The following is a 22,906-nucleotide window of genomic DNA, read 5'->3' as shown; positions in this document are numbered from 1 at the left end:
CATCTTGATCTTTGGCGGTTTTCCTCATCTCACTATATTTCAGTCAACGATGGAATCTCTCAACTTAAGCTTGTGCGACGGGTGACTCCTGATGTTTCTGCAAAAACTCCAGCATCCGGCGGTACACAAGGATCTCGTTTGTCTTTCTGGAGAAGCCATGGCCCTCATCATCCAAAACGATGTATTCCACATCAAGTCCCTTCGACTGGAGCGCAGCCACGATCTGATCGGATTCGGCCTTCACGACCCTTGGATCATTAGCACCCTGAATGACCAACATTGGGTTCACCATCTGATCGAGATACGTAATCGGTGAATCCTTCGTTAAACGTTCGCGGTCACGGACCGGATCACCCAGCCAGTTATCCATCATCGGTTTCCAGTCTTCCGGTACGGATTCCAGGAATGTAAACAGGTTACTTGGCCCAAAAATATCGACCGCAGCCCGGAACAGTTCCGGATGGCGACCTGCCAATAACAGGGTCATATATCCCCCATAACTACCCCCTACCACAAACAACCGCTCTGGTGAGGTAATTCCCTGATCGAACAGCCAGTTGATGCCGGCAACACAGTCCAGTCTTGGGCCTTCTCCCCAATCCCGCTCAACCAATTTGACGAATTCCGCACCATACCCGGTACTGCCCCGGAAGTTAGGTGCAAAGACATGATAGCCCTGAGCGAGCATCATCTGGAACATCGGCCGAAAAAACTTTGCTTCGGAAGATTGCGGCCCACCATGAGGCCAAAATACGGTGTAGCCATTGGCCTGCTCTGGTTTTGCTTTGAACAAGAGAGCTTCAATCTCCAGTCCGTCGTAGGAGTTATAATGAATAACGTCAGGGTACACGAGATCACTTGGGTCCAGTCCGGTTACCCGATTGGCAGTCAGCGGCTCCCAGGACTCAGCACCTGCTATTTTGCGATAAATGTTATGCGGTTGGATCGCTCCACGTCCGAGGATATACACATTGCCAGCCTTCGTAACGTTCACCTGCTCTATCGTATCCAGCGGCATATCTATGCGCCGAGGCTCATCGGCATTTTTGCCCAATACGTACATACGATTCTCTGGCCCTGTAAGTGTCCAGAAATATAACGTCTCGGAAGCCTGATGCCAGCGGATAAACTCCACATCTTCCCCTTCGATTTTGCACAATAAACGGAATTCGCGAGTATCGATACGATACTCAGCCACGTAGGCGTATGCGGAGTCATCATTGGTAATGAACAGAAGGCGATTATCATCTGCAAAAATCAGATCGGAAACCTGACTATGACGTTCTGAAGCTGGCAGAATCACCATTTCTTCATTGTTACGATGCAAATGTGCCGTCTGATACGTATTGGAGTACATTTTTAAAATGACATAACTCATCTCGTCAGGACTTACAGCAACCAGGCTGCTCGTAACCTCTTCTCCACTGTATAACAGTTCATCTTCCCCTGTCTCCAGATCGATGCGGCGTGAATTCAGATAATTCGGATTACCCGCGCTGGTAACATAATAGAGACGCTGTCCATCCTCGGACAACTCAGCGAAATAACAGCGATCATTCGGTTCCGCCGGAACCACAGGCAGTGGAACACCACCCTCGGGTGGGAGTGCATATAGATGATAGTTCTCATCTCCATCCCGATCAAACGCGGTAAGAAGATGACGCCCCTGCGGGTCTGCTTTGATAAATTGACTGCTCTGATTCAAGTACGTTAAAGGATACGGGTATCCTCCAGGCAAATCCATCGCCCAAATATTCGGCTGACCGTTCAGATTGCTGTCCATGAACAAACGTTTCTCGTCTGCCGATACGGCAAAATGTGAAATACGGTACGTCTGAAAATATTGCTCGACATCCGGTTTAGGGAACTGAATCATGACAAACCTCCTTGGAATTGAACCAACGAATTTAACATTGGTAAATTAAGGTACCATTTGTCCATATTATAGGTAATGCCAATGTTTAGACAATAGATATGTGAGTTATAATTTAAAATTATCCTTAGCTTTGTTTATCATCAGCAACATTCATCCAGCGTACAAGCGGTCTTGTCTTCCCTGTAGTGCATAAGGTAGCGGAGTAATTCGGACCTACGTTCAAAGACTGCAAATTATAATGTTGCCCTTCCCGTTCCACAACGTGATGCCCATCTAACCCTTCTCCCATCGTATTCAGTTTTCGCCACTGTCCGGACAGAGATTGACCACACGCCTTAATCCAAGCCTCTTTTTGTGTGAGGACTTGCCAAACACGCCGGATCGTTACCTGTTCTTCCTCCCTGTGATTCAGTACATAACACTTCTCATCTTCCGTCAAAAATCGCCTGATCACCGCGCTCATCCGCAGCAACGGACGTACATACTCAAGATCAATTCCCAGCTCTGTATGAGCCGCTAATGCCAGTACACAACATCCTTCGGTATGAGAAAGGTTAAACTGCGGTCCACACCGAACATAAGGTTTGCCTGAAGCTCCATATTCAATATAAATATCTGACGCTGATTGACCCGTGTACATTGCCAGTACTTCTCTCAGAAATGTACGCGACATAACCAGATTCTGAGCATCATGCATGGATTGTTTCTGTTTTCTCTGTACACGTTCAATTTCATCCTGGCTCAGTACACAGGTGTCTATATCCAACCTTGACAAAAAATCCTCTCCCTTGTGCGGAAGAGGCTGCGTCCAGATATGTACTTCATTTGCCACAAAATGAACCGCAGCGGATTCCTTCCATTCTGTAACTGTAGGTTTCACAAGGTCACCCCCTCTCCCTACTCTTCTTGCTCAACGAACAACGGACATCCTCAGATGACTCGGTTTCGCTATACGTTTTAGGTGGATTCCGATCTCCTCATCCGTCAGTTTCATAGCACATTCGCTCATTTGCATGTAATCCAGCCCGATAACGCCATATTCAGAGATGTTCATGCAACGTTTTTTCAATGAATCCATATCTGCATAGTGGTTACTGATCCACTTCATCCGAGCAAAGTGTATATCTTCGGAAGAGAGCGTACGGTCCTGAATGCGACTGCATTCTTCCTTAACTCGTTGATGTAATTCAATGGGATCAACGGAATACCCACAGACATTGGAGAAAGCAAATTCCTGCCTGTAATAGTGATCCCAATGACTCCCCTTCCCGAGCAAACCTGACTTCACACTCTCTGTGAAGAATGTTGAAGTCTCTCCTAGAAGAGCTTCGATACCAATCATGGTTGCAACCTGAGTCTCCAATTGCGTAACCGGCCTCTCTTCCTGAAAGCCAAACCGGACAAGAGGTATCGAAGATCCACCATTCATTTCCTTATAAGTCTCGTCCTGTTCCTGCAACGGCTGAATGAATGGAGTAGGGGACATGATCTTGGGTTGATCCATCGAAAAGTTCTCTAACCATTCGAATATCTCCGCCGGTTCAACAGGTCCCACTACTGCCACAGACATTCTAGAAGCCGCATAATGACTTGTATAGGCATTGCTCAGCAATTCTACGGTAATGTCGGCAATACTCTCCGGTGTGCCCGCAACATCCTGTGTGATTGGATGGTCGTTACCATACATCATCTGCAACAATTGCTGAAGAGCCAGCCAGGAGGGTTGATCCTTGTACATTTCCAGTTCCTGATGAATCGCCGCCCGCTCACGCTCAATGTTTCCTTTCGTGAAATAGGGAGTTGCAATCATATTCATAAAAAGTTGAAGGCTGTTCCTTAGATTGCCTGTACAAGCAAGTTGGTACGTCGTTACATCATAACGCGTCAGCGCCGACGTTGAGGCCCCTTCGGCATGAAGAAGTGATTTGACGGACTGACCATCGGGATTATAAAACATCATGTGTTCAAGGAAATGTGCCGTACCCGCAAGGGCAATATCGTGAATGGACCCATAGGGTACAGAACAGGATACAAATGTATGACTATATTTGGGTTGTGGCAGTATACTCACGTTCAGGCCGTTGGATAAACGCTTGCAGACACATGAATTTAATATAGTAGTACTCATGATTTCCCTCCTGTACTATGCGGAATATTCACTCTCAGGGTACAGAATCCATGTGACTTCTTTCCTCAACTCGGTAGCAACGGAAGCCACCCTTTCAGGAGTTACTTCTGCTATTTCTTCAAGGAATTGTACAGTCGTCATCTGACTTTCGCTCAACACCTGATCCATATGATTTGTAATGACCTGATGTGGCAGATCGAATCCGACCTGAACATAATGCATCACATTCTGCACAGCGGTATATAACTCCCTCTCGGATACATCTCCGTCACAGATTCTCTTCCATTCCATATCGATTCCTTCGAGAACAGCCGTCACGTTAGCACTGCTGGTGCCCGTTGTAATGTGAAGCGTTTCCCGAAAATCATCCAATGTGCTGATAACTTGATATACCAACTGGGAACGTTCACGTAATTCGACCTGCAGCCGGGACGCGGGTGTCGCTCCAAATAAGGTATGGAATACAAACAAAGCCGGATATAAAGCAGAGCCATATCGAATACCTGTACTATAAGTAACATTGATCTTGCACTGTTGAATGTCCAACAGTTCCATCATCATGGCTTCAACCTCCCGCTGCTCGGCAGGATTACCTTGTCGCCCCTCTACTTCTTCCTCTCGTGGATATTGTGTGTTGATTGGGTGTAGTTCTGATTCCCTCTCCGAACAACAGCGTTTGAACACTTCCCTGTTCCCACATTCAAATTGTTCCCAGATCAGATCCATAATTCGCTCAGGATGGATATCGCCAAGAACATGAACATGGATCGGAATTTGGATCAATGCCTGATAGTGCTGACACAACTCATGAGATATGACACAATGCCGTAGTTCATCCAGAGCCAATTGACGGTTCTGCCCTTCATATCCCATCCATTCCAGACAACGGCTCTGCACCACCTTGTCCCAATCCGTTCCATCATACGCGATATGATGTTCAGTCCAAGCCATTTCATCCTGTACTTGCATCTCATCGAACATGCCATGATCATCAATCGCTGGGTCATATAACAAGCCTGCGAGTAATTGCACAGCGCTATGTATGGCTTCCATCTGCGTTCCAGTTATTAACTTATCGTCTGTTATACGAGGTATGCGCATCGTGATCGACGCAATCTGAGTATCGCCTTTGTAATCAAAACGACAGGTCAGGTCTGCACCATACAGGGACCATAATTGTTGCTGGAGTAGCCTGTTCGATGGAAAGCGACGACAGCTGTTCATTAACAAACGGACTATCATGACAAATATTGCTGAGGGTATAGTTTGCTGAGCATTGATCAGGTTAATCTGCACGTAATCATTGGCATATTGGTGTGTTGGCAGCACGTGCACCGACAGATTGTTACGCCTCTCAGTAGTAAAAGACTGCATCTTTCCGCCCCTCCTCACTTCCATCTACGAACTGATATTATAGATTGCTCCACTGTCCGTGTTCAGACCGAGCTGTCCAAAACCATCAAGTGGCTTGGAAATCCAGTCCACACGGCTGACTGCTTCATCAGTAATTGACGTTTCATCATCTCTCCAGTGGATGACCTGCTGGTGATGCCTGTCCCAGAAACGCCACAATGCTGGTTGGCTTAACAGTTGCTCGCGAAATGGCTCGTATATCCTATCAGCAGAAGCCTGAATATCCTGATCCAATACAACCGGTGGCAGAAAAACGATCTTGGAACGAAAGTCCTCTGTAAGGGTCATAAAGTATACACATACTGGCTTTTGTGTTTTGGCCAAAATGCGAAAAATACCACTTCGAGTGCGAATTTTCGAACTTAGAAAAGGTAGTTCAACAGCATGGTTATCCGTATTGAATCCGGTCTGTCCATCTACAAAAAGACTGAATGATCCACCTTTCCGCAAATGGGAATACAGCCTGATGCCAATCATCTCATCCTCCGCATTGAGCAGTTCCGCACCTGCATACTTGCGGATGGCCTCCCAACCGGATAGCTTCTTCTCCTGTTCCACTGTTTCCTGCTCGGCGATCAGATAGAATGGAAGCTTGGCAGACATATGGCCTGCACGTATTTCCTGTCCAATCGTAATCATATTGTGCCTCACAAAACCATAATGCCAGGTTAATAATGCCCCACCTTCACGCAATGTTGCCTGCAGATGTTCCCGCCCCTCTACCTCATCCCACTCCATAAACGAATAGGGGCTTTTCTTGTGCTCATTAATTGTACGAAGAAATGCGAGATAGTCCATCCAGATGGACTCAGCAGACTGCTTCGGCTTAAGCGGAGCCATCTCCTTGATAATGTTCATCAGTGCATAAAAGGACCCCAAATGAATGCCATCCTGTCGCTCCTTATGAAGTTCATCTCTGACCTGTTCACGGTGCATATCATATAAAGATCTAAAGTTCATCATCTACGTGTCCCCTCCAAGGCTTGAGAAACTCTAAGAGCATCCTTTCCATGTCGCAGGTAATTTCGATGCATGCCATCCATCATATACGTAAGCATTCTGAGGGCCATCTCATATTGCCCCGGAATGCGTTCATCCGATTCTGCTTCCTGCCCTTCCACCATATCAAAGCCCACATAGGGCAAGGAGGATTCCAGTGCTGCGACCACACAGTTTCGGGTGTTAAACCATGACGGGCCTCCACTGATAGGAAAATCAACATAAGGAAAACTCCCAGGATCAAGACAATCTAAGTCAAACGATAAATAGGCTGCTTCCGCCTGAAACTTGTGCTGTATATCAAGCAGGGTTGTTCGCACTCGTTCCGGGGTCATCTGTTCTGCAGGAATCTGAACCAATTTGGGATGTTTGTACATCTGATCTACAGAACGAAGGCCGCGCAGACCAATCTGCACGACTGCGGCGATACCGTCCTCCGTCAGTAGATGCCTCACAAAATTGGCATGATGCATCTCACTCTGATGAATAGCATCCACCCCGCAATCATGGTGGGCATCAAACTGGACGAGTATGATTCTTGCTTCGGATCGACTCAATATGGATTTCAGGATGGAATACGTAATGGAATGATCCCCACCAATGCAGCACAGTAGCGCCTCTTCCCTTTCCGTATATACCAGAGCTGAGTTAAGACCCTTCGAGTAGGAATCCGTATCATCTGTTTGGCAAGTACCCAAATCCTGCATCATTACTGATTCAAGCAATCTCTGGCCACTGCCAATGTCATATAGTCCTGATATGCGGGATTGCGTCAGAGCTGGATACATTACCTTTTTCCATGATTCGGCCCGAAGAGATTGCTCAAATCCCGCGACTTTTGATCCCTCCATACCTGAACCTCCCGAATAGGGAATACCCAGCATATAGAGATGCGGTGAATCTTGACCTACGAGAGGTTCCAGTGAAAAATAAGGCTCATCTGGAGGGTCAATGCCATCTAGCTGGGGGATCGGACGTGTCTCCAATTCTTCAGCGGGTTCAATCTGATAGAACTGGCTGAACGTCTCATCGGCTGCAATCAACGTATCGCCGATGCGGCGTACTAGGTATACAGGTTCCGGAGCTTTCATAATGAGACCTCCTCTATTTGATATTGGTTATATCTAGGTCGAATAACTCTGAGCAGCTAGACCCTCCTGCTCATCCGCGTCAGTTGGTTTATGCCCGGATGAATCTGTATAGTCCTTTTTGAACAGCCTGATCACGGGTAAGATGCATAATAAACTCGCTGCATTAACAAAAGCAATGACGCCATAGAAGTATCCCACATGATCAAAGATTCGTGTCAGCCCCCACCCTGCAACAATAATAAGCAGAAAATATGCAGCATTCATAAGCAGGGCCTGATAGCCGCGTCCGCTCTGTTCCATGGTAAGCAGCGTTGTCATCATAGGACCCATGGTGAGATAGGAAAGGGAAACCACTGCCAGATATCGGGCCGCTTCTGCACGGGATACGGGATCCGCAATCAGAAAAGCTGTCAACGGTTCCCTCCATACCCAGATGGATACGGCAATTACGGCATAAAGAATGAATGACTGTACCAGGCCTCTGCGATAGCTCTCGTATGCACGTGGTCGATGAGCCTCTTTGAGGTTATGATTAATCATGATCCCGATAGCCGATCCAATAACGATTCCGGGCAGTATAGCCATCGTCTGAATTCGGTATCCAACTCCGAATCCAGCAACTACCCCTTCCCCAAATCGACTGACGATTTTGTTGAAAAAGAAAGTACTCAAAAAGATAAGACAGTACGAAATAAATACGGGAATGCCTACCTGCTGAAGTGCAAGGAGATGTTTCCACACAAATGTTATCCGTTCATACACAAATTCCTTCCTCAATATCAGAATCAGGAGGCTTATAAGCAAAGAGAGTGTTGAAGAAATAAGATTGGCGTATACAATTCCCTTCAATTCCATTCCAGCCACCGAAACGAACCAGTACACCAGCATAATGTTGAGCGATGCCGTACCTACGGAATTCCACGCTGCCGCTTGAGCCCGGCCCAACCCACGCAATGCGGCACCACCCACCGCTGCGAGCACAGCGGGCACACCTGCTGCCATCATGCCCGCCACATAAATGGTAAACATGGGCCTTACATCCATAGGGACGGCATAAAACCAGGAGAGAAGTGGCGACACCAGCATAACCACACCGCCAGCAACAATTGAAAAAATAGCTGCGCTGCCAAGCATATGCCCAAGTAGCGATGTAAAAGCCCGCGAACCCTCCGCTCTGCTCCGTGAGACAGCAACCTGAACCGACAATTGCATGGCTTCCACAAGTGCAATCATGATAAAGGAAATGGGAATATACAGTGATAGCACATATAACACGGTCTGACTGGTATGACCCATAAAAAAAACATTGACCAGCTGCGTTGTTACGTTAACCAAAGAAGCAAGCAGCATTGGTATTGCAGTGCGGATTAACAGCCGGTTCACCGATCCCGAAGTGTAATCCAGACCTTTCAAATTCAATCCCCTCCTCCATTCATGATGTCTTCACTTCCTGATGTAGTGTGAGACGACTCAGGACAGGCATATGTATTACATGTACACAGCAGGCTGATAACAGCCGTTCGCCATCCCAGGATATCAATAGAACACGATCATCTACCTTTATGTTTCCGTTCTGTAATTGTTCAGCGAGCTGTATCCACACGTCGCCACTTTGGTAATCGATGGTTTCAGGTACGTGGTATACTGACTTGATCAAGGACATGCCTGGCTTCGAATAAGAGATTATGTGTCTACGTAAACGGGATTGAAGAAGAATATTTTCCGTCTGACCAGCATCCATGAACTCATCTATAATGGATATAATCTCTGAAGCCATAACACTCCCTTCGATATCGTCAACCGTTCTCTTTCCTATATAATTCACGGCAAGAGCACCGGACTGTCTGTTTAACTCCAAGGCAACAGCCATATCAGACAGATCTCCGGGAGAATCGTGCTCTTCAATCACACGTTGTTCCGCCAGAACAAACATCCCCCGTTCCTCTCTCCCTAGTGTCCATGCTGCAGCCTGCATTCCTTCCGTAGCAGCGAGTGGTCCCATATGGGAAAGTGCCAGTGGATAGTCCACCTTCCAGGAGGTAGACTCCAGAATTCGGGCCAAAGGTGGATTCATGGCGTAACGTTCAGGATAGGTCTGGGCCAGAATCAGCAGATCCCAGCGCTCACTTGTACCAGAAGCCAAAGGTTCCATGACAACTAGCGCAAGATCACCGGCAGTTACCCGTTGATCATCGGATCGCAAAGAGCGGGTTCGCACAGTAGACCTGTCATAATAGTTCTCTTCCATATATATGTGTGGGGATAAGTAATAGTAATCTTCCACATCGAGCATGTCCGTGGTATACAAGTGATCTTCGGCCGTAACCCAACAGATATGATTAACATAGACAGACATCGCACGAGGGTTATTCAGCGTATCAGGCATGCTTCATTTTTCCATTGGCATAGGCTTGGAAAACGTTGATCTTCTGAATGGAGGTAGTTCCTTCCATGAATTCGAAGGCACGTGCATCCCGATACCATTTATTCAATAAAGGATGGTCAATCATGGAACCAGGTCCCATCAGGTCAAGCGCCAGTTCCGTGGCCTCCTCAGCCAGTGCTCCAGCACGAATTTTGCTCAGGGAAGCCAGATACCCTTTCTGCACATCCGCATCAATCTCCGCCGCTGCGCTGCGAATCATGCTACGGAGTGAATGCAGGCGCATCTCCAGTCGCTCTAACTCCACCTTCTCCCTCTCCGAGAAAACAGACCTCTGCTCCTTCACATAATCATATGCTGCCCGTGCGACTCCAAGCGCAAGTGCAGCGACACCAGGCCGCATACGATGAAAGGTCTGAAGCGCGCCCCATAATCCACGCTTGGTTGGACTGAGATGACGCCCGATGATATCTTCCTCTGCCAGCGGAAAACCATCCAACGTGAGGTGACTCAATTGCACACCTCTAACCCCCATCGTATCCAGAGGTATGGCGCTGAATCCCTGCACAGACGTGTCTACCAGCGCAATCTGGATGCCGAGAGGCGTACGATTGGTCTGAGCAAATACCAGTCCGATGCTGGCACGACTACCATTACCGATATAGAACTTCTGTCCATCAAGGTTCAGTGTGCCTTCCTTGTTCCGCGAAATTCGTGTGCCAATACCCGTAGCATCCGAGCCCTTTTCCGGTTCAGTAAGAGCGAAGAATGACCACGCGGGTCCCTTGAGAAAATGAGAATAGTACCGCTCCTTCTGTTGTGAGTCAGCCAGAGCTGATATGATTACACTGGACATCGATGGACCCGGACTCCCGAGAAATACACCGGCGTCACCTGCTGACAGTTCCTCAATCGCGATAACTCTTTCCAGACAGGAAAGACCATAATATCGTTCCTGACCTACAGTGACGATCGGTTCACCGCCATATTCCGGCGGGATCATCATGCGATTGATGGTTTGCAGAGATGCCAGATGTGTGAACTCAGCTATACGCTCAGGTTCACGGTCAATGACCAGGCCAATATCACGTAATTCCGTGGCATATTGTTTCATTTCCTGCTCAAAAACAGCAATGGTAGATCGTGTAATCATCAGAAGGCCTCCTTCGGAATGAGCAGCATATTTTTGACCATTTGACCTGCATACACGTAAGCCGAGATTGCATGTCGCAAATAGCCAAATCCTCCTCCAAGACGCTGCAATAGACGGAAGGCCTCGTCCAGTTCTTGATGGACCCATGCGCTTGTACGAGCCTCCGAAATGCCTGACTGCTCTAATACGAATTCATCCGACTGAATAGTCTCAGCCATATATAGTACAGTCAAAACATCAGCAATCATGCCCTTGACCAGTTGATGCTGAAGTGTGGATTGCCCCCCTGAGTTGCGACTGGTTAGATGATTACGCACTTGCTCCAATCCTGCGCTGCACAGTTCAGTACGGAAATAAAGCAACCGTTTTCGGAGATCAGTTATATCACCTGTGACATCATCTTGTCTTTCAAAAAATGCCACATCTTCATTCCGAAGTTCCGATATTCGGTAGAGTAAAAGACCTGAAGGCTCCAACATCCGATCTTCCACCCGATCCGCACGTACCTGTTTCCATTCGTAGATATGGCCTGTCTCTGCATGACATATCCATGGCCCACTTTTCACGAGTTCAGGTGTCGCCAGTATTATCCCCCCTTGGCATAACAACACGGGACGTGTATCCAAACGCAACATTGCTGCTTCCAGCAGATCTGTTACAGTGGGTACCGGACGACCTGCGGCCTCTGTACCAACCGGCACAGTACCTACCTCATCAGAATTCAAGACTGACATATGCACTCCTCCTATTGACTCATGATCAACAATCTCCATGCTCAATTAACGCAAAACCAAAAAAACTGCCCAGCCCAATGCTGACCAGTACGGACCTCTCCCCCTTATGCACCCATTCATTCTCTAGCCCGGAGCTTAGATTGATGAACGCATCCGTGGAGAAGGTATGTCCAATCCGCGGGATATTATCCAGGTAAATTTGTTTTTGATCCACGCCTGTACGCTTTGAAAACTCCTTCCATGTAGTCCAATTGACGTTGTGGGGAAAGATATGATCTACATCATGAAATGTCAGGCCCTCTGCTGACAGCAGCTCTTCCATACCTCGAATGATATGATCCACATACAGCTTGTTAAATGACGTCATCTCTTCCACTTCGGCATAATATCCGGTATGGAACCTCGTATCCCGAAGAACATGAGCAGCCTGTAAGATGTGCTGACCATGGTTTCTGGATAGAAGCATGGCAACAGCCGAGTCACCCAGAATCGTAGACTTTCGAATATATCTCCAGTCGGGTGGCATGAAATTAAACTGATCGGCACATACCAATAAAACATTACGAATATCAGGCTGTGTACGGGAGATTCGTTCAAGCCATTGAAGAGCGGCTATCGAGGACGCACAATTCATCTGTGAAATACTATAAAAGGGGATATGCTCGAGCCCATATTCACTCAGAGCCCGTTGCAAGGGCCTATAATCCCCTGGTGCTTGTACATGTGCAGAATGGGCATAGAGCACAAGGTCAATGGCAGGCAAAGGTTGTCTGTCAACAAGCTGTCCAATCGCGCGAACGATAGAAGTATCCAGATGCTGACCCGGAGGGGTAACGGGAACACCGTTCAGACGATGATATTTGCGCAGTAATTGAAGCTCTCCTTTACCCAGTCCCAAGGATTCGAGGATAACCTCAGGCTCTTCGATCTGATCAGGCAAATACACACCGATATCCACTATACCCAGCCCCATCACGTTTCCCTCCTCCTGATTACAGCTCTTCGTATCCACCTGCATGAATGAGAAGTGCATAGATAAACTTGTCATCTGGCTCCAGGTGCATCAGACATATGTATTCATCTGTGCACCGATCTTCAAGAAGTTGCTTCAGACCAAAGAATGGTGCAGCGCTCCAGTGGGCAGGATCGTAACTCCCTTGCCAGCCTGTAGCATGAAACCATTCGGTACCGGACACTTCCTGCTCCAACAGCGGATGGACAAGAAGCCTGATCTGAGCCAGATTAACGGATACCTGAGCGCAAAGCCTGTCCAGCAACAATTCTGCTGTCTCGGCAATCGAACTCTCGGCATATTGTATTTCCACACCAACAAGGGATGAACCGCCTTCTGCCAACCGATCCAGAACCAGAACAGCTCCCGTGTCGGGTTCTACAATCTCGCCCACTCCTTCCGTCTCGTAGGGAAGAGACGTCTGATCAAGCACAAGCAGCATTCCTCGATCGTAGTTGCCGCTGTTCAGATAATGCTGGAGCATATGAAGTGCCGCGAACGGTGCACCGAACCCCATATCGTTCACGGCAAAACTCAGGAACCGTGCCTGATAACGGTCCATCAGGTAGTTGACAATGGAGATATCTGGACGAATATTGGGAAAATGATAGGCCAGCAGGAGAACATCCACGTCTCCCATGATCTGATCCAGCCCCGACTCTTCGAGCAGTAGTACACTCATATCATGATAGGCATTGTTATAACGACCCTCCAGCAGATGAAACCGGGGGACCACGGGGGACCCCGCCAACAAATCACTGTGAAATCTTAACAACTCCGGATGTTCGAACGGAGGCTGCTTGTCCGTAAACAGCCTGACCTTCATGTCCCGGATGGTAACAGGCGCCGCCATCAGGCAGCAACGAGTTGCTTTTCGATATATACAGCTAGTGAACCCACTGTGTTAAATACATCTGGTTCCAGTTCATCCGGGTCGATCTCCAGCCCCTCAATACGGTCTTCCAACGTCATCAATAGTTCCAGAACAGACGTTGAATCCAGATGAAGTTCATCAAATAAAGATGTGTCCCATGTAACAGCGTGGTTCTCTTCCATATTCAGCACTTCGGCAAGGGCACCTTTGATTTCTTCAAGCAATACTGCGGTTGTCATGATCATCATCTCTCCTCATCTGTTGGTTACTGCGGAATGTGAAACAGGGATCAAACGCTGTTTGCCCAGTAGATCTTCGGGAGTATCCCTTTCCCGAATCAGATGGGCTTCTCCACCACTAATCATCACTTCAGCCGGACTTCCATGACTGAGAAAATGGGTCGGTGAAGCAGTAGGACCGTAGGCACCGGAATGAAATACACCAATTAAATCCCCTTGTTCAACGGGAGGCAGGTTTACTTTTTTGCCAATAACATCATTCGGGGTACACAAAGGGCCAGTTATATTAAACTCTGCAACCGGGGATTCTCCGTAACGTGACAAAGATGCAATCGGGAAATTGCGCTTCACATACGAACCGATTCCGACCGCAGCCATATGACAATTGGTACCACCATCGGTCACAACAAACGTCTCTCCATACGACTCCTTGACATATAAGGCTCGGCTAACCAGCATCCCACTGGTTCCCACCAGATACCTTCCCAGTTCCATGAACAGTCTGATGTCAGGATGTTTTTCCTTGAATTGTTCGAACAAAGGGTTCAATTGTGCAGACAGGGCACTCACAGACAGCGGCTGTTCTCCCTCGTAATACGGAACTCCAAGACCACCGCCCACATCTACCATCTGCAGCCGAATACCCAGTTGCTCCTCCAGCCGTTCGGCAAGCTCCAGAATGTGACGTGTGTTCTCCACAATAGGTTCCACGTCAAGCATACGGGTCCCCATGTATACATGCAGACCGATAATATCCACATGTGAGCATCGTTCCAATTGCTGTCGTCCCTGCATCACAGTATCCTCATCCATGCCAAACTGGCGTGGTTTGCCACCCATCGTGAGCCGTGAGCCCTTCACGGTAAAAGAAGGATTGATTCTCAGTGCCACGGGGACAATCCGTCCCTCTTCAGCTGCAATGGCTTCAATGCGGTTAAGCTCCTGAAACGATTCACAGACGATTGCGTAGATGCCATGACGAATGCATGCGGTTATCTCCGCGTCGGTCTTGCCTGGTCCGAGGAAGATTATACGCTCCGGATTTGTACCCGCCTGTAGTGCGGTATGTAATTCGGCCATGGAACAGACCTCTGCCTGGGCTCCAAGCTCCTGAAGCAGGTGAACAATTGAAATATTGGGATTAGCCTTTAATGAGTAGAATAATTCCACCTTTGGAGTCAGCAGGCTGCGAAGTTCTTCATATACTCGCTCTAATACCTCAGCGTCATAGACGTATAATGGTGTACCGAATCTTGCAGCGATGGCCGAAATCGCAAGCCCTTGAATCTGATAATCTCCAGACATCTACTTCACCTCGTTTATGAATGATAACTTGGCTTCAACAGCAGCATCCGTCGACCGTAGCTGCTCTGCCGAATGAGCAATAATGACACCATAGAGACGACCAGAGAACACACGATCTTCACCTTTGAAGGCCGCATTGACCGTTGCAAAATTGTTGATAAGTATCCCCTCGCCCTTCAGCGGATCAAATAACAGAGGACCAAGTGTTGACCTTAACTTTTCATAATCCAGGCGGTGATTCAAACGAAGTGTATATTTTTTGGCCAAAGCTAACATCCCCTCAGGAATCCACTGGTTCTGGATCTCAGTCTGATACGTCGACATGTTAAACCTTGCATTGATCTCCAGATTAGGCCACACACTTCCGTCCTCATCCAGAATGGCATCGATACCGGCTATACCGTAGTATCCATCCCGATGGAGCGCAGCACCTATTTGCAACGCAGCGTCCCGGATTACCGCGATCTGCGAATCACCAAGATGTGGTGGCATGAGATGCCCCTGATGAACGCCTTGTTCGACCAATGATTCCTTTACACCAAGAAATTCAACCTCACCACTCCGATGAATTAAAATCTGGTAATTCAGATCACATGTTTTGTTGATCCACTGCTCCAGCACATAATTCACAGCTCTTATCCCATTCTTGCTTGCCTGTTTCTCCAGCAATTTCATGCATTTGTGGAAACGGGCTTCATCTGCAATAACGGTGATTCCCTTGCCCGAGACGCCCATCGAATCCTTCATAACAATACGCCCGCCCTGTTCCAACACGGATTTCATATCTTCAAATCCGGACGTAAGTTCCTCCAGGGAGTAACACTCACAGCCAGGAATCTGACGGACACCCAGTTCGGTATTAAGCCTTCGGGAGTAGCCCTTATCATTGACTTTGCGGAAAATGTCAGCCGGTGGTACGGCAAGGGGAATACCTGTGCGTTGGGATAGTTCTTCTTCCTGATCCGAGGCTCCGAAGGGAACCAGATAAGCCTGTATATCCTGTCTATCTGCAAGTTCACGCAGCCTGTCCAGCGTACGCTGACAATGCAGGATGTTAGCCGTAATGTTCAATCCCGGTTCATTATATTCAGTAGCAATTAAACGTGATCGACCAAAACCGATGGCCTGTGCATCTGCTATAAACCCGGAATCCGGCAGTTCCTTGAGCAATACGACATCCTGTTCACCTGCCAGGAAAATCCCCAGCTCCTCCATCCGGTTTACAACGTCAGCAGCCGAACCAACACTCAGGGAAGGCAACTTCAGTACCCCCTGCTCATTCCAGTATTCTTCGACTTCAAAATTGTTTATATAAATAAAAACAGCTTCATCATGACCTGTAAGCGCCTGCTTCAGCTTTCTCGAAAATCCGGTCAACAGTGTGGTCAATCTCATCACCTCGTTCTTCTGCGAACTGCATCACCGCCACGCTGAATGTTGCTCCCAGCCCAACCGTGACAAGCAAATAGTAGTCGTCCTTCTGCAAAAGCCCCTGATCTGAAATCTCTTTCAGATTAATATAGGGATCGGAACAGAAGCAGTGCCCGATTTCTCCCACATTGGATGTGTACACCCGCTCCAATGGATAGGACAATCGTGCAGCAACCTTTTTCCATGAAGACAGATTCACATTGTGCGGGACAATATAACGGATATCCTCCAACGTCAGGCCCGCCCCATCTATTGCCTCGTGAATGACATCACAGAGCTGGGGTGTATAGATTTCCTGAAATTCCTTGAGCGTCTCGGGATCACCTGTCAGCACGTTGCAGAATTGTCCAAGGGTTACGTTCGTAAGCCCCATCATCCTGCTTCCCGGGCCGGTTTTACCAACCAGTATGGCGGCCGCAGCTTCGCCCATAACGGTTGTATTGGGGATGAGCTGTACAATGGGACTGAACGTTTTTTCACCTGTTACGATTAAAATATGATCATCCTCTTCCAAAGAGGGCAGCAATGTTGCAGCAACATCCAACGCAATCAGACCTGAGGCACAGTTCTGCTGTGTCAGTGAAAACGCAATGGCATGATGCATACCGTAAGCCTGCTTCAAACCTTGCAATACCTTCATTGGAAAGGGGAAATTTTCCTGAATTGTGTGGCAATAAATGATATACTTGATAGAAGATGGAACAACTGTCGGACTGTTTACCACCTGGGCGAGCACACGTCCTAACAGCTTAGTCAGATCACCGTCTTTGTCTTGCGGAACCTGTTTCAGACCGTGAATTTTCTCCAACACTTTGGTCTGGGCTTGTTTGAGTCCCAGATGTTCGCTCAACTCCCGGACAGGAACGACGAACTTGGGAATGTATGACCATATTTGCTTGATATGCATCGGTTTAGGACACCTCGTTATACCCATCATACGGAGCACTCTCAATATAGGGAGAGAGCTTCATCCGAAGCTCTCATCTATTGGACTAACCATAATGCCATAGTAGATACAAGGGATTATGCACGAGCCGCTACTGCACGAGCAGATACCGCACGAGCTGCTACTGCGCGAGCCGATACTGCACGAGCAGAGACTGCACGAGCAGAGACTGCACGAGCACTAACTTCACGTGTTTCGCCCAGCACGTTCACTTCCGATTGTACTGCTTCCAACTCTTTGTTCTTCAATTGTTCCAATGTAATGGGAGTCGCTTTAATGACCATTGATTTATTCCTCCTTTCGTCTTGGATACTATCATTCTATAATCTCCCAATTTGGATTTAAACTGTAAAAGGAGGTAAATGGATTTCTCGCACGCCTTACCCCTTGTTAATACCAATTCCAAGCATTCAATATACAACTCACATTTCACAACGTAATCACAAACTAATTCAAGGGACGGTGAATGATCATGATCGGACCCAAAATTCGGGAAATCCGGGAGCAACTTGGACTGTCTCAGAAACAACTGGCAGGTGAGGATATGACACGCTCATACATCAGCCTCATCGAAAAAGGTAGAGCCGTTCCCTCTCAGCGTATGTTGAAAATCATTGCTCGCAGACTCAATACACCAATGGAGTACTTCTTGGGAGGAAGTGCAACAACGGACACCGATATTGGTGAAGCTGTCCTGGACAAAGCCAAAGCCTACTATGCTGAGCAGAATGATCCTGCCTGTATCCGTATGGCTCACAAAGTTCTGACTCTGACGGAAGATACACTGGATCAAACGGAAGCCTATCTGCTCATCATGCGAAGCCACAATAGGCTTGGCGATTACCGCCAAGCTCTGGATGATGGGGAAACTGCGGCTTTTACAGTCACCCGAACAGGAGATCGGGAGCGCATTGTCGACTATTACCTGGAAATGGGAAGAGCTGCATTCCATGCAGAACTGTTTCACGCTGCCCGTAAATACTACGAACAGTCCTATACGTACAGCAGCAAACTCAAACATCTGCAAGATAAACATATCCGTTCGTTAACCTTTCTCGGAACAACCCATTTGCGGCTCGGTAACGTGGATAAGGGACTGGATTATTATCTCAAAGCCGAAAAAGAAGCCCAAATGACCGGGCAACCGGAGTTATATGGCGAAATTACGCTGGGTTTGGGCAAGGCCTATTATATGTCCGAACAGGACGGACACTTGCTCTTAAGTTATGACTGGACCAAGAAATCGGTAGATTCATATAAACAGGCAAATAGTAAATCCTATGTACTTGCTCTTCACAATCTGGCTGTCATTCAACTTCATATGGGACAAAAAAAAGAAGCCCTTCCCTTGCTGTCAGAATGCGCCGATATCTACGACAAACGCAATCTGCCTCACAAGAAGGCTTCTATATTAGAGGAAATCAGTAAAATTTATCTCGAAGAACGGCAACCTTTACTGGCCGAAACAGCCATCAAGGAAGCTCTTAAACTGCTGGATCAACGAGATGAAGGCATGCTCCGTGCAAAACTATATCGTCTTCTCGGCATTGTATTTCATGAGAAAGACAACACCAATGAAGGCTATTACTTCCTTCGAATGAGTTACGATCTGCTTAAACGCATCCATGCAGATCGTGAGGCTGATATTAGCCACAAACTTTTAATTCTTAGCGGACAAGAACAGAAAATGAATTATGATGACTATAAATCCTATATCAAATAAATACGGCCCCCATCTTCTCCTAACAACTATTCAGGAACAGGATCATTCAGATCAAGCGGGTGAACCGTTATTTGTTTATCTGACGAGTAGCCCAATGATACACGGGACTGAAGAGCTTCCCCTGAATTTTGAAGATGTCCATTGTACAATGAAAACAACATGACAATGGCCATAGACAACCCGCTCGCAACAATCCGAAGCTTGAATATTTTATTATCCACGTCCATCTCTCCTTGTGCATATGGTTTGGCAGCCGAACATACCGTGTACACTTCAGCGAACCTAAGATGTATTGTACGGATAATTGCAATGACTTTAAATACGTTAATTACCATTTACCTCTACTTGCACATGAAACTCACGTATAAAAGGTCATATGATCTTTGTCTTCGCGATAATAATCCAGCCTTTGCTTCATCGTACCTGTATGCAGTTCAAACAAATGACCATCCGGATCGGTAAAATAAACGGATAATGCATCCCGCGGATCTCTTAGCCTTCCGGGAAGAATGTCAGCACCCGCTGCTCGCAGCTGCTGCACAGACGCGTCGAACTCCTCTTCTGTAACGGTAAATGCAATATGGGTATAGGTTCGTTCCGTATAGTTGCGAATAACATCCTCCTGATTCAGGGCAATCCAAAGACCGGCAAGCTTAAAATAAGCCAGTTTGCGTCCTTTCACCTGAATTTGGGCACCGAGAGCCTGCTCATAAAAGGTAATGGCCCGCTCCAGATTGGATACGGAAAAGCACAAATGATTAATTCCTTGAATATTCATGTGGCTCCTGACACCTCCATCGATTTAAGGATCTATCCTTATTATGGTATATTCTGCGCAAAAAACAACCGCTCTGCTGTTTTCCCCCGCACCTTCTTCTGGGCGAATGCATAGGTTATCCGTATCAATGAACGTTCGAGGAGGATGTAAAGCGAATGAATCCTGTCTATCCTTTTTATGGTGAGAAAACGGTATGCAAGGAGCAAAGGCTGGCATTCCCACCCCAGCATCAGGACCAGCAACCCGGTCTGGAAACTCTGATGGTGCCTGAACCGATCAGTGAAGATCCTGCCTATATCGGTAGCTGCAAACTCCAAGGTAAAGTTGCCATTATTACGGGTGGTGACAGTGGAATCGGCCGGGCGGCCGCCATCGCTTTTGCCAAGGAAGGTGCGGATATCGTCATTGCTTATCTATATGAACGGACAGATGCCGAAAGGACTCGTGAACGGATCGAAGAACTGGGACAGCGCTGTCTCTTAATCGAGATTGATCTCCGCTTAAAGAAAAACTGTGAAGCCGTCATTCGCACAACCATGGAAACCTACGGGAAGATCGATATTCTGGTCAACAATCATGGCGTACAGTATGTGCAGCCAAGCATCGTTGATATTACAGAAGAACAGCTGTATCACACCTTTCAGACCAATGTGTTCGCTTATTTCTTTCTGATTCAGGCCGCTCTCCCCCATCTGTGCAGAGGTGCCTCCATTATCAATACGGCTTCCATTACAGCATATAAAGGTAACACTCAACTGATCGACTACTCTTCTACCAAAGGAGCCGTCGTATCGCTGACTCGTGTACTCGCCCAATCGCTCGCTGCACAGGGAATCCGTGTGAATTCCGTCGCCCCGGGACCCATCTGGACACCGCTCATCCCTGCCAGTTTCTCCGCTGAGGATGTACAGGTATTTGGAACAGATACACCCATGGGTCGAGCTGGTCAGCCTTACGAACTGGCGGCAGCCTACGTTTATCTCGCTTCCCGCGATTCATCCTACGTCACAGGTGAATGCATTCATGTAAATGGCGGCGATATGGTAACGACATAGGCTGATGTCAGGTTGGATTTGGCAGGTGTGGCAGGATATCGGTTGTCCAGTTGCGAAGAGGGTTAGGAGTATGATCCGGTTATGCCGGAGCCTGACATCTAGCGACAAGGAGCTGAACAACCTGATGAACTTCGATCCACTCTACCAACCGTACCCCTCTTACCGCGTGCCTGTGTATGCGAAACAAGGCATGGTCGCCACGTCACAGCCACTGGCTGCACAAGCTGGTCTGGATGTATTGAAAAAAGGCGGCAATGCCATCGATGCCGCCATTGCAACTGCGGCAGCACTCACGGTGCTGGAGCCAACGTCCAATGGCATTGGAGGCGATGCTTTTGCCCTCGTCTGGACCGAGGGCAAACTGCATGGCCTGAATGCCAGCGGCCCTGCGCCTCAGGGCATATCCATTGAGGCGCTTCAAGCGGCAGGCCATACGGAGATGCCGAAGCTCGGGGTTGTTCCGGTGACGGTGCCTGGCGCACCGGCGGGTTGGGCTGAGCTGAGCCGCCGTTTTGGACGGCTCACGCTGGCGGAAGCGCTGGAACCGGCCATCCGCTATGCGGAGGAAGGTTATCCGCTTGCGCCTGGGCTGGCCCGCCACTGGGCAAGGGCAGCCGAGATCTATGCACGCCAGAGTGATGCGGAAGCAGGGCGTGCGTGGTTTGAGACATTTGCTCCAGGCGGGCGTGTTCCCGCAGCTGGAGAGATGTGGCGCTCGCCGGATCACGCGGCGACTTTGCGCCAGATTGGCGAGAGCGAAGCGCGAGACTTTTACGAAGGAGAACTGGCAGAGCGCATTCATTCCTTTATGGCAGAGCACGGTGGTTATCTGACTCGCGAAGATCTGAAGGCTTTTCAGCCGGAGTGGGTTGATCCCATCTCCGTCTCCTATCGTGGTTACGATGTATGGGAGATTCCGCCGAATGGACAAGGATTGATTGCTCTCGCGGCGCTTAATCTGTTGAAAGGTTACGAGTTCGACGAGAAAGAATCTGTTCAGGCATATCATCAGCAACTTGAAGCCATGAAGCTGGCATTTGCCGATGGGGAGAAATATATTACTGAAGAACGCAAAATGGGTGTGACGGTGGAGGAACTGCTGTCCGAGGCATACGCGGAAGAACGGCGCAAACTCATTGGTGATACCGCACGAGCACCTGAGGCAGGTGATCCACGTGCAAGTGGAACAGTCTATCTGGCTACGGCGGACGGTGAAGGCAATATGGTTTCCTTTATCCAGAGTAACTATATGGGCTTCGGCTCTGGATTGGTTGTTCCGGGGACAGGCATTGCTTTGCAGAATCGTGGACACAACTTCTCACTGGACCCTAATCATGCCAACGCCCTGGTGCCAGGCAAACGAACGTATCACACGATCATTCCGGGGTTCCTCACCCGCGGCAGCGAAGCGGTGGGGCCATTCGGTGTCATGGGTGGTTTCATGCAACCGCAAGGTCATGTGCAGGTGGTTATGAATACGATCGATTATCATCTGAACCCACAGGCCGCCTTGGATTCTCCGCGCTGGCAGTGGACGAAGGGCAAAACAATTCTCGTGGAACCGGGTTTCCCGCAGCATATCGCTCAGGCACTCGCCCGCAAAGGACATGATATTCAAGTGGCACTCGATCCATCCCAGTTTGGACGCGGTCAGATCATCTGGCGCAACCCGGACAATGGCGTATTATGCGGGGGTACGGAAACCCGAGCGGATGGCTCGATTGCGGCTTGGTAAAACTCGCGTCATTTTTATAATAGGATGATCA

General features: G+C 48.2%; 22 protein-coding genes. 3 read left to right on the top strand and 19 right to left on the bottom strand.

What is annotated here, in order from left to right; all coding sequences use genetic code 11:
* Positions 1–64 precede the first annotated feature (64 nt).
* The 17 genes from MHH92_RS02795 to MHH92_RS02715 form a co-directional block, all read right to left on the bottom strand.
* Entirely contained in the window at positions 65–1,876 is a 1,812-nt protein-coding gene (locus MHH92_RS02795; protein WP_340901782.1) for a S9 family peptidase, read from the bottom strand.
* A gap of 124 nt (positions 1,877–2,000) precedes the next feature.
* A complete protein-coding gene (locus MHH92_RS02790) occupies positions 2,001–2,756 on the bottom strand; it encodes a 4'-phosphopantetheinyl transferase family protein (protein WP_340901780.1) in 756 nt (251 codons plus the stop codon).
* Positions 2,757–2,786: 30 nt separating this feature from the next.
* The gene (locus tag MHH92_RS02785) at positions 2,787–4,004 is read right to left on the bottom strand and encodes a M16 family metallopeptidase (protein ID WP_340901779.1); all 1,218 of its coding nucleotides are present in this window, start codon (positions 4,002–4,004) and stop codon (positions 2,787–2,789) included.
* A 15-nt stretch (positions 4,005–4,019) separates the two neighbouring features.
* Positions 4,020–5,378, bottom strand: coding sequence for an insulinase family protein (locus MHH92_RS02780; protein WP_340901778.1), 1,359 nt, complete (start codon positions 5,376–5,378; stop codon positions 4,020–4,022).
* Positions 5,379–5,402: 24 nt separating this feature from the next.
* Complete coding sequence (locus MHH92_RS02775) at positions 5,403–6,380, bottom strand: LpxL/LpxP family acyltransferase (protein ID WP_340901776.1); 978 nt, start codon at positions 6,378–6,380, stop codon at positions 5,403–5,405.
* The gene (locus tag MHH92_RS02770) at positions 6,377–7,507 is read right to left on the bottom strand and encodes an arginase family protein (RefSeq protein WP_340901775.1); all 1,131 of its coding nucleotides are present in this window, start codon (positions 7,505–7,507) and stop codon (positions 6,377–6,379) included. The genes MHH92_RS02775 and MHH92_RS02770 overlap by 4 nt, the downstream gene beginning before the upstream one ends.
* 33 nt (positions 7,508–7,540) lie before the next feature.
* Complete coding sequence (locus MHH92_RS02765) at positions 7,541–8,926, bottom strand: MATE family efflux transporter (RefSeq protein WP_340901774.1); 1,386 nt, start codon at positions 8,924–8,926, stop codon at positions 7,541–7,543.
* A 13-nt stretch (positions 8,927–8,939) separates the two neighbouring features.
* Entirely contained in the window at positions 8,940–9,893 is a 954-nt protein-coding gene (locus tag MHH92_RS02760) for a hypothetical protein (protein WP_340901773.1), read from the bottom strand.
* Positions 9,886–11,043, bottom strand: coding sequence for an acyl-CoA dehydrogenase family protein (locus tag MHH92_RS02755; protein WP_340901772.1), 1,158 nt, complete (start codon positions 11,041–11,043; stop codon positions 9,886–9,888). The genes MHH92_RS02760 and MHH92_RS02755 overlap by 8 nt, the downstream gene beginning before the upstream one ends.
* On the bottom strand, positions 11,043–11,777 hold the full coding sequence (locus MHH92_RS02750; protein ID WP_253505391.1) for a hypothetical protein: 735 nt from the start codon (positions 11,775–11,777) through the stop codon (positions 11,043–11,045). Before MHH92_RS02750 ends, MHH92_RS02755 begins: the two co-directional genes overlap by 1 nt.
* 25 nt (positions 11,778–11,802) lie before the next feature.
* Positions 11,803–12,750 carry a ketoacyl-ACP synthase III family protein gene (locus tag MHH92_RS02745; protein WP_340901771.1) on the bottom strand — a complete coding sequence of 316 codons (948 nt, stop codon included), beginning with the start codon at positions 12,748–12,750 and terminating at the stop codon, positions 11,803–11,805.
* A 19-nt stretch (positions 12,751–12,769) separates the two neighbouring features.
* Positions 12,770–13,525 carry a hypothetical protein gene (locus tag MHH92_RS02740; protein ID WP_340901770.1) on the bottom strand — a complete coding sequence of 252 codons (756 nt, stop codon included), beginning with the start codon at positions 13,523–13,525 and terminating at the stop codon, positions 12,770–12,772.
* A 116-nt stretch (positions 13,526–13,641) separates the two neighbouring features.
* A complete protein-coding gene (locus MHH92_RS02735; RefSeq protein WP_253505386.1) occupies positions 13,642–13,902 on the bottom strand; it encodes an acyl carrier protein in 261 nt (86 codons plus the stop codon).
* 15 nt (positions 13,903–13,917) lie between these two features.
* On the bottom strand, positions 13,918–15,207 hold the full coding sequence (lysA, locus tag MHH92_RS02730; protein ID WP_076319492.1) for a diaminopimelate decarboxylase: 1,290 nt from the start codon (positions 15,205–15,207) through the stop codon (positions 13,918–13,920).
* Positions 15,208–16,602 (bottom strand): preATP grasp domain-containing protein, encoded by a 1,395-nt coding sequence (locus MHH92_RS02725; protein WP_340901769.1) that lies wholly within the window; start codon positions 16,600–16,602, stop codon positions 15,208–15,210. It lies immediately after the preceding gene.
* Positions 16,538–17,545 carry a ketoacyl-ACP synthase III family protein gene (locus MHH92_RS02720; protein WP_340901767.1) on the bottom strand — a complete coding sequence of 336 codons (1,008 nt, stop codon included), beginning with the start codon at positions 17,543–17,545 and terminating at the stop codon, positions 16,538–16,540. Before MHH92_RS02720 ends, MHH92_RS02725 begins: the two co-directional genes overlap by 65 nt.
* Positions 17,546–17,661: 116 nt before the next feature.
* Positions 17,662–17,868: a hypothetical protein gene (locus tag MHH92_RS02715; protein ID WP_340901766.1), complete on the bottom strand. Its 207-nt coding sequence runs from the start codon at positions 17,866–17,868 to the stop codon at positions 17,662–17,664.
* A 188-nt stretch (positions 17,869–18,056) separates the two neighbouring features.
* Here MHH92_RS02715 and MHH92_RS02710 point away from each other — a divergent pair, with 188 nt between their 5' ends.
* On the top strand, positions 18,057–19,307 hold the full coding sequence (locus tag MHH92_RS02710) for a helix-turn-helix domain-containing protein (RefSeq protein WP_340901765.1): 1,251 nt from the start codon (positions 18,057–18,059) through the stop codon (positions 19,305–19,307).
* 26 nt (positions 19,308–19,333) lie between these two features.
* Here the strand turns inward: MHH92_RS02710 and MHH92_RS02705 are convergent, their stop codons facing one another.
* The gene (locus tag MHH92_RS02705) at positions 19,334–19,528 is read right to left on the bottom strand and encodes a hypothetical protein (RefSeq protein ID WP_143781120.1); all 195 of its coding nucleotides are present in this window, start codon (positions 19,526–19,528) and stop codon (positions 19,334–19,336) included.
* Between the two features lie 137 nt (positions 19,529–19,665).
* Entirely contained in the window at positions 19,666–20,085 is a 420-nt protein-coding gene (fosB, locus tag MHH92_RS02700; protein WP_076254484.1) for a metallothiol transferase FosB, read from the bottom strand.
* A 155-nt stretch (positions 20,086–20,240) separates the two neighbouring features.
* On the opposite strand from fosB, the gene MHH92_RS02695 reads away from it, so the two are divergent.
* Both MHH92_RS02695 and MHH92_RS02690 read left to right on the top strand, forming a co-directional pair.
* On the top strand, positions 20,241–21,140 hold the full coding sequence (locus MHH92_RS02695; RefSeq protein ID WP_340901763.1) for a glucose 1-dehydrogenase: 900 nt from the start codon (positions 20,241–20,243) through the stop codon (positions 21,138–21,140).
* A gap of 124 nt (positions 21,141–21,264) precedes the next feature.
* A complete protein-coding gene (locus MHH92_RS02690) occupies positions 21,265–22,875 on the top strand; it encodes a gamma-glutamyltransferase family protein (RefSeq protein WP_340907617.1) in 1,611 nt (536 codons plus the stop codon).
* The last annotated feature ends 31 nt before the right edge of the window (positions 22,876–22,906 follow it).

Origin of the sequence: Paenibacillus sp. FSL M7-1414 (genome assembly GCF_038003195.1) — a bacterium.
GTDB classification, from domain to species: Bacteria; Bacillota; Bacilli; order Paenibacillales; family Paenibacillaceae; genus Paenibacillus; species Paenibacillus amylolyticus.
This window is presented reverse-complemented; position numbering and strand designations above follow the sequence as displayed.

Coding starts and splice junctions, on each gene's coding strand:
- MHH92_RS02755 (WP_340901772.1), bottom strand. CDS start 11,043: ATGATTACACGATCTACCATTGCTGTTTTTGAGCAGGAAATGAAACAA.
- MHH92_RS02745 (WP_340901771.1), bottom strand. CDS start 12,750: ATGGGGCTGGGTATAGTGGATATCGGTGTGTATTTGCCTGATCAGATC.
- MHH92_RS02785 (WP_340901779.1), bottom strand. CDS start 4,004: ATGAGTACTACTATATTAAATTCATGTGTCTGCAAGCGTTTATCCAAC.
- MHH92_RS02725 (WP_340901769.1), bottom strand. CDS start 16,602: ATGAGATTGACCACACTGTTGACCGGATTTTCGAGAAAGCTGAAGCAG.
- MHH92_RS02720 (WP_340901767.1), bottom strand. CDS start 17,545: ATGCATATCAAGCAAATATGGTCATACATTCCCAAGTTCGTCGTTCCT.
- MHH92_RS02695 (WP_340901763.1), top strand. CDS start 20,241: ATGAATCCTGTCTATCCTTTTTATGGTGAGAAAACGGTATGCAAGGAG.
- MHH92_RS02770 (WP_340901775.1), bottom strand. CDS start 7,507: ATGAAAGCTCCGGAACCTGTATACCTAGTACGCCGCATCGGCGATACG.
- MHH92_RS02750 (WP_253505391.1), bottom strand. CDS start 11,777: ATGTCAGTCTTGAATTCTGATGAGGTAGGTACTGTGCCGGTTGGTACA.
- MHH92_RS02795 (WP_340901782.1), bottom strand. CDS start 1,876: ATGATTCAGTTCCCTAAACCGGATGTCGAGCAATATTTTCAGACGTAC.
- MHH92_RS02775 (WP_340901776.1), bottom strand. CDS start 6,380: ATGATGAACTTTAGATCTTTATATGATATGCACCGTGAACAGGTCAGA.
- MHH92_RS02690 (WP_340907617.1), top strand. CDS start 21,265: ATGAACTTCGATCCACTCTACCAACCGTACCCCTCTTACCGCGTGCCT.
- fosB (WP_076254484.1), bottom strand. CDS start 20,085: ATGAATATTCAAGGAATTAATCATTTGTGCTTTTCCGTATCCAATCTG.
- MHH92_RS02760 (WP_340901773.1), bottom strand. CDS start 9,893: ATGCCTGATACGCTGAATAACCCTCGTGCGATGTCTGTCTATGTTAAT.
- lysA (WP_076319492.1), bottom strand. CDS start 15,207: ATGTCTGGAGATTATCAGATTCAAGGGCTTGCGATTTCGGCCATCGCT.
- MHH92_RS02710 (WP_340901765.1), top strand. CDS start 18,057: ATGATCGGACCCAAAATTCGGGAAATCCGGGAGCAACTTGGACTGTCT.
- MHH92_RS02715 (WP_340901766.1), bottom strand. CDS start 17,868: ATGGTCATTAAAGCGACTCCCATTACATTGGAACAATTGAAGAACAAA.
- MHH92_RS02735 (WP_253505386.1), bottom strand. CDS start 13,902: ATGACAACCGCAGTATTGCTTGAAGAAATCAAAGGTGCCCTTGCCGAA.
- MHH92_RS02780 (WP_340901778.1), bottom strand. CDS start 5,378: ATGCAGTCTTTTACTACTGAGAGGCGTAACAATCTGTCGGTGCACGTG.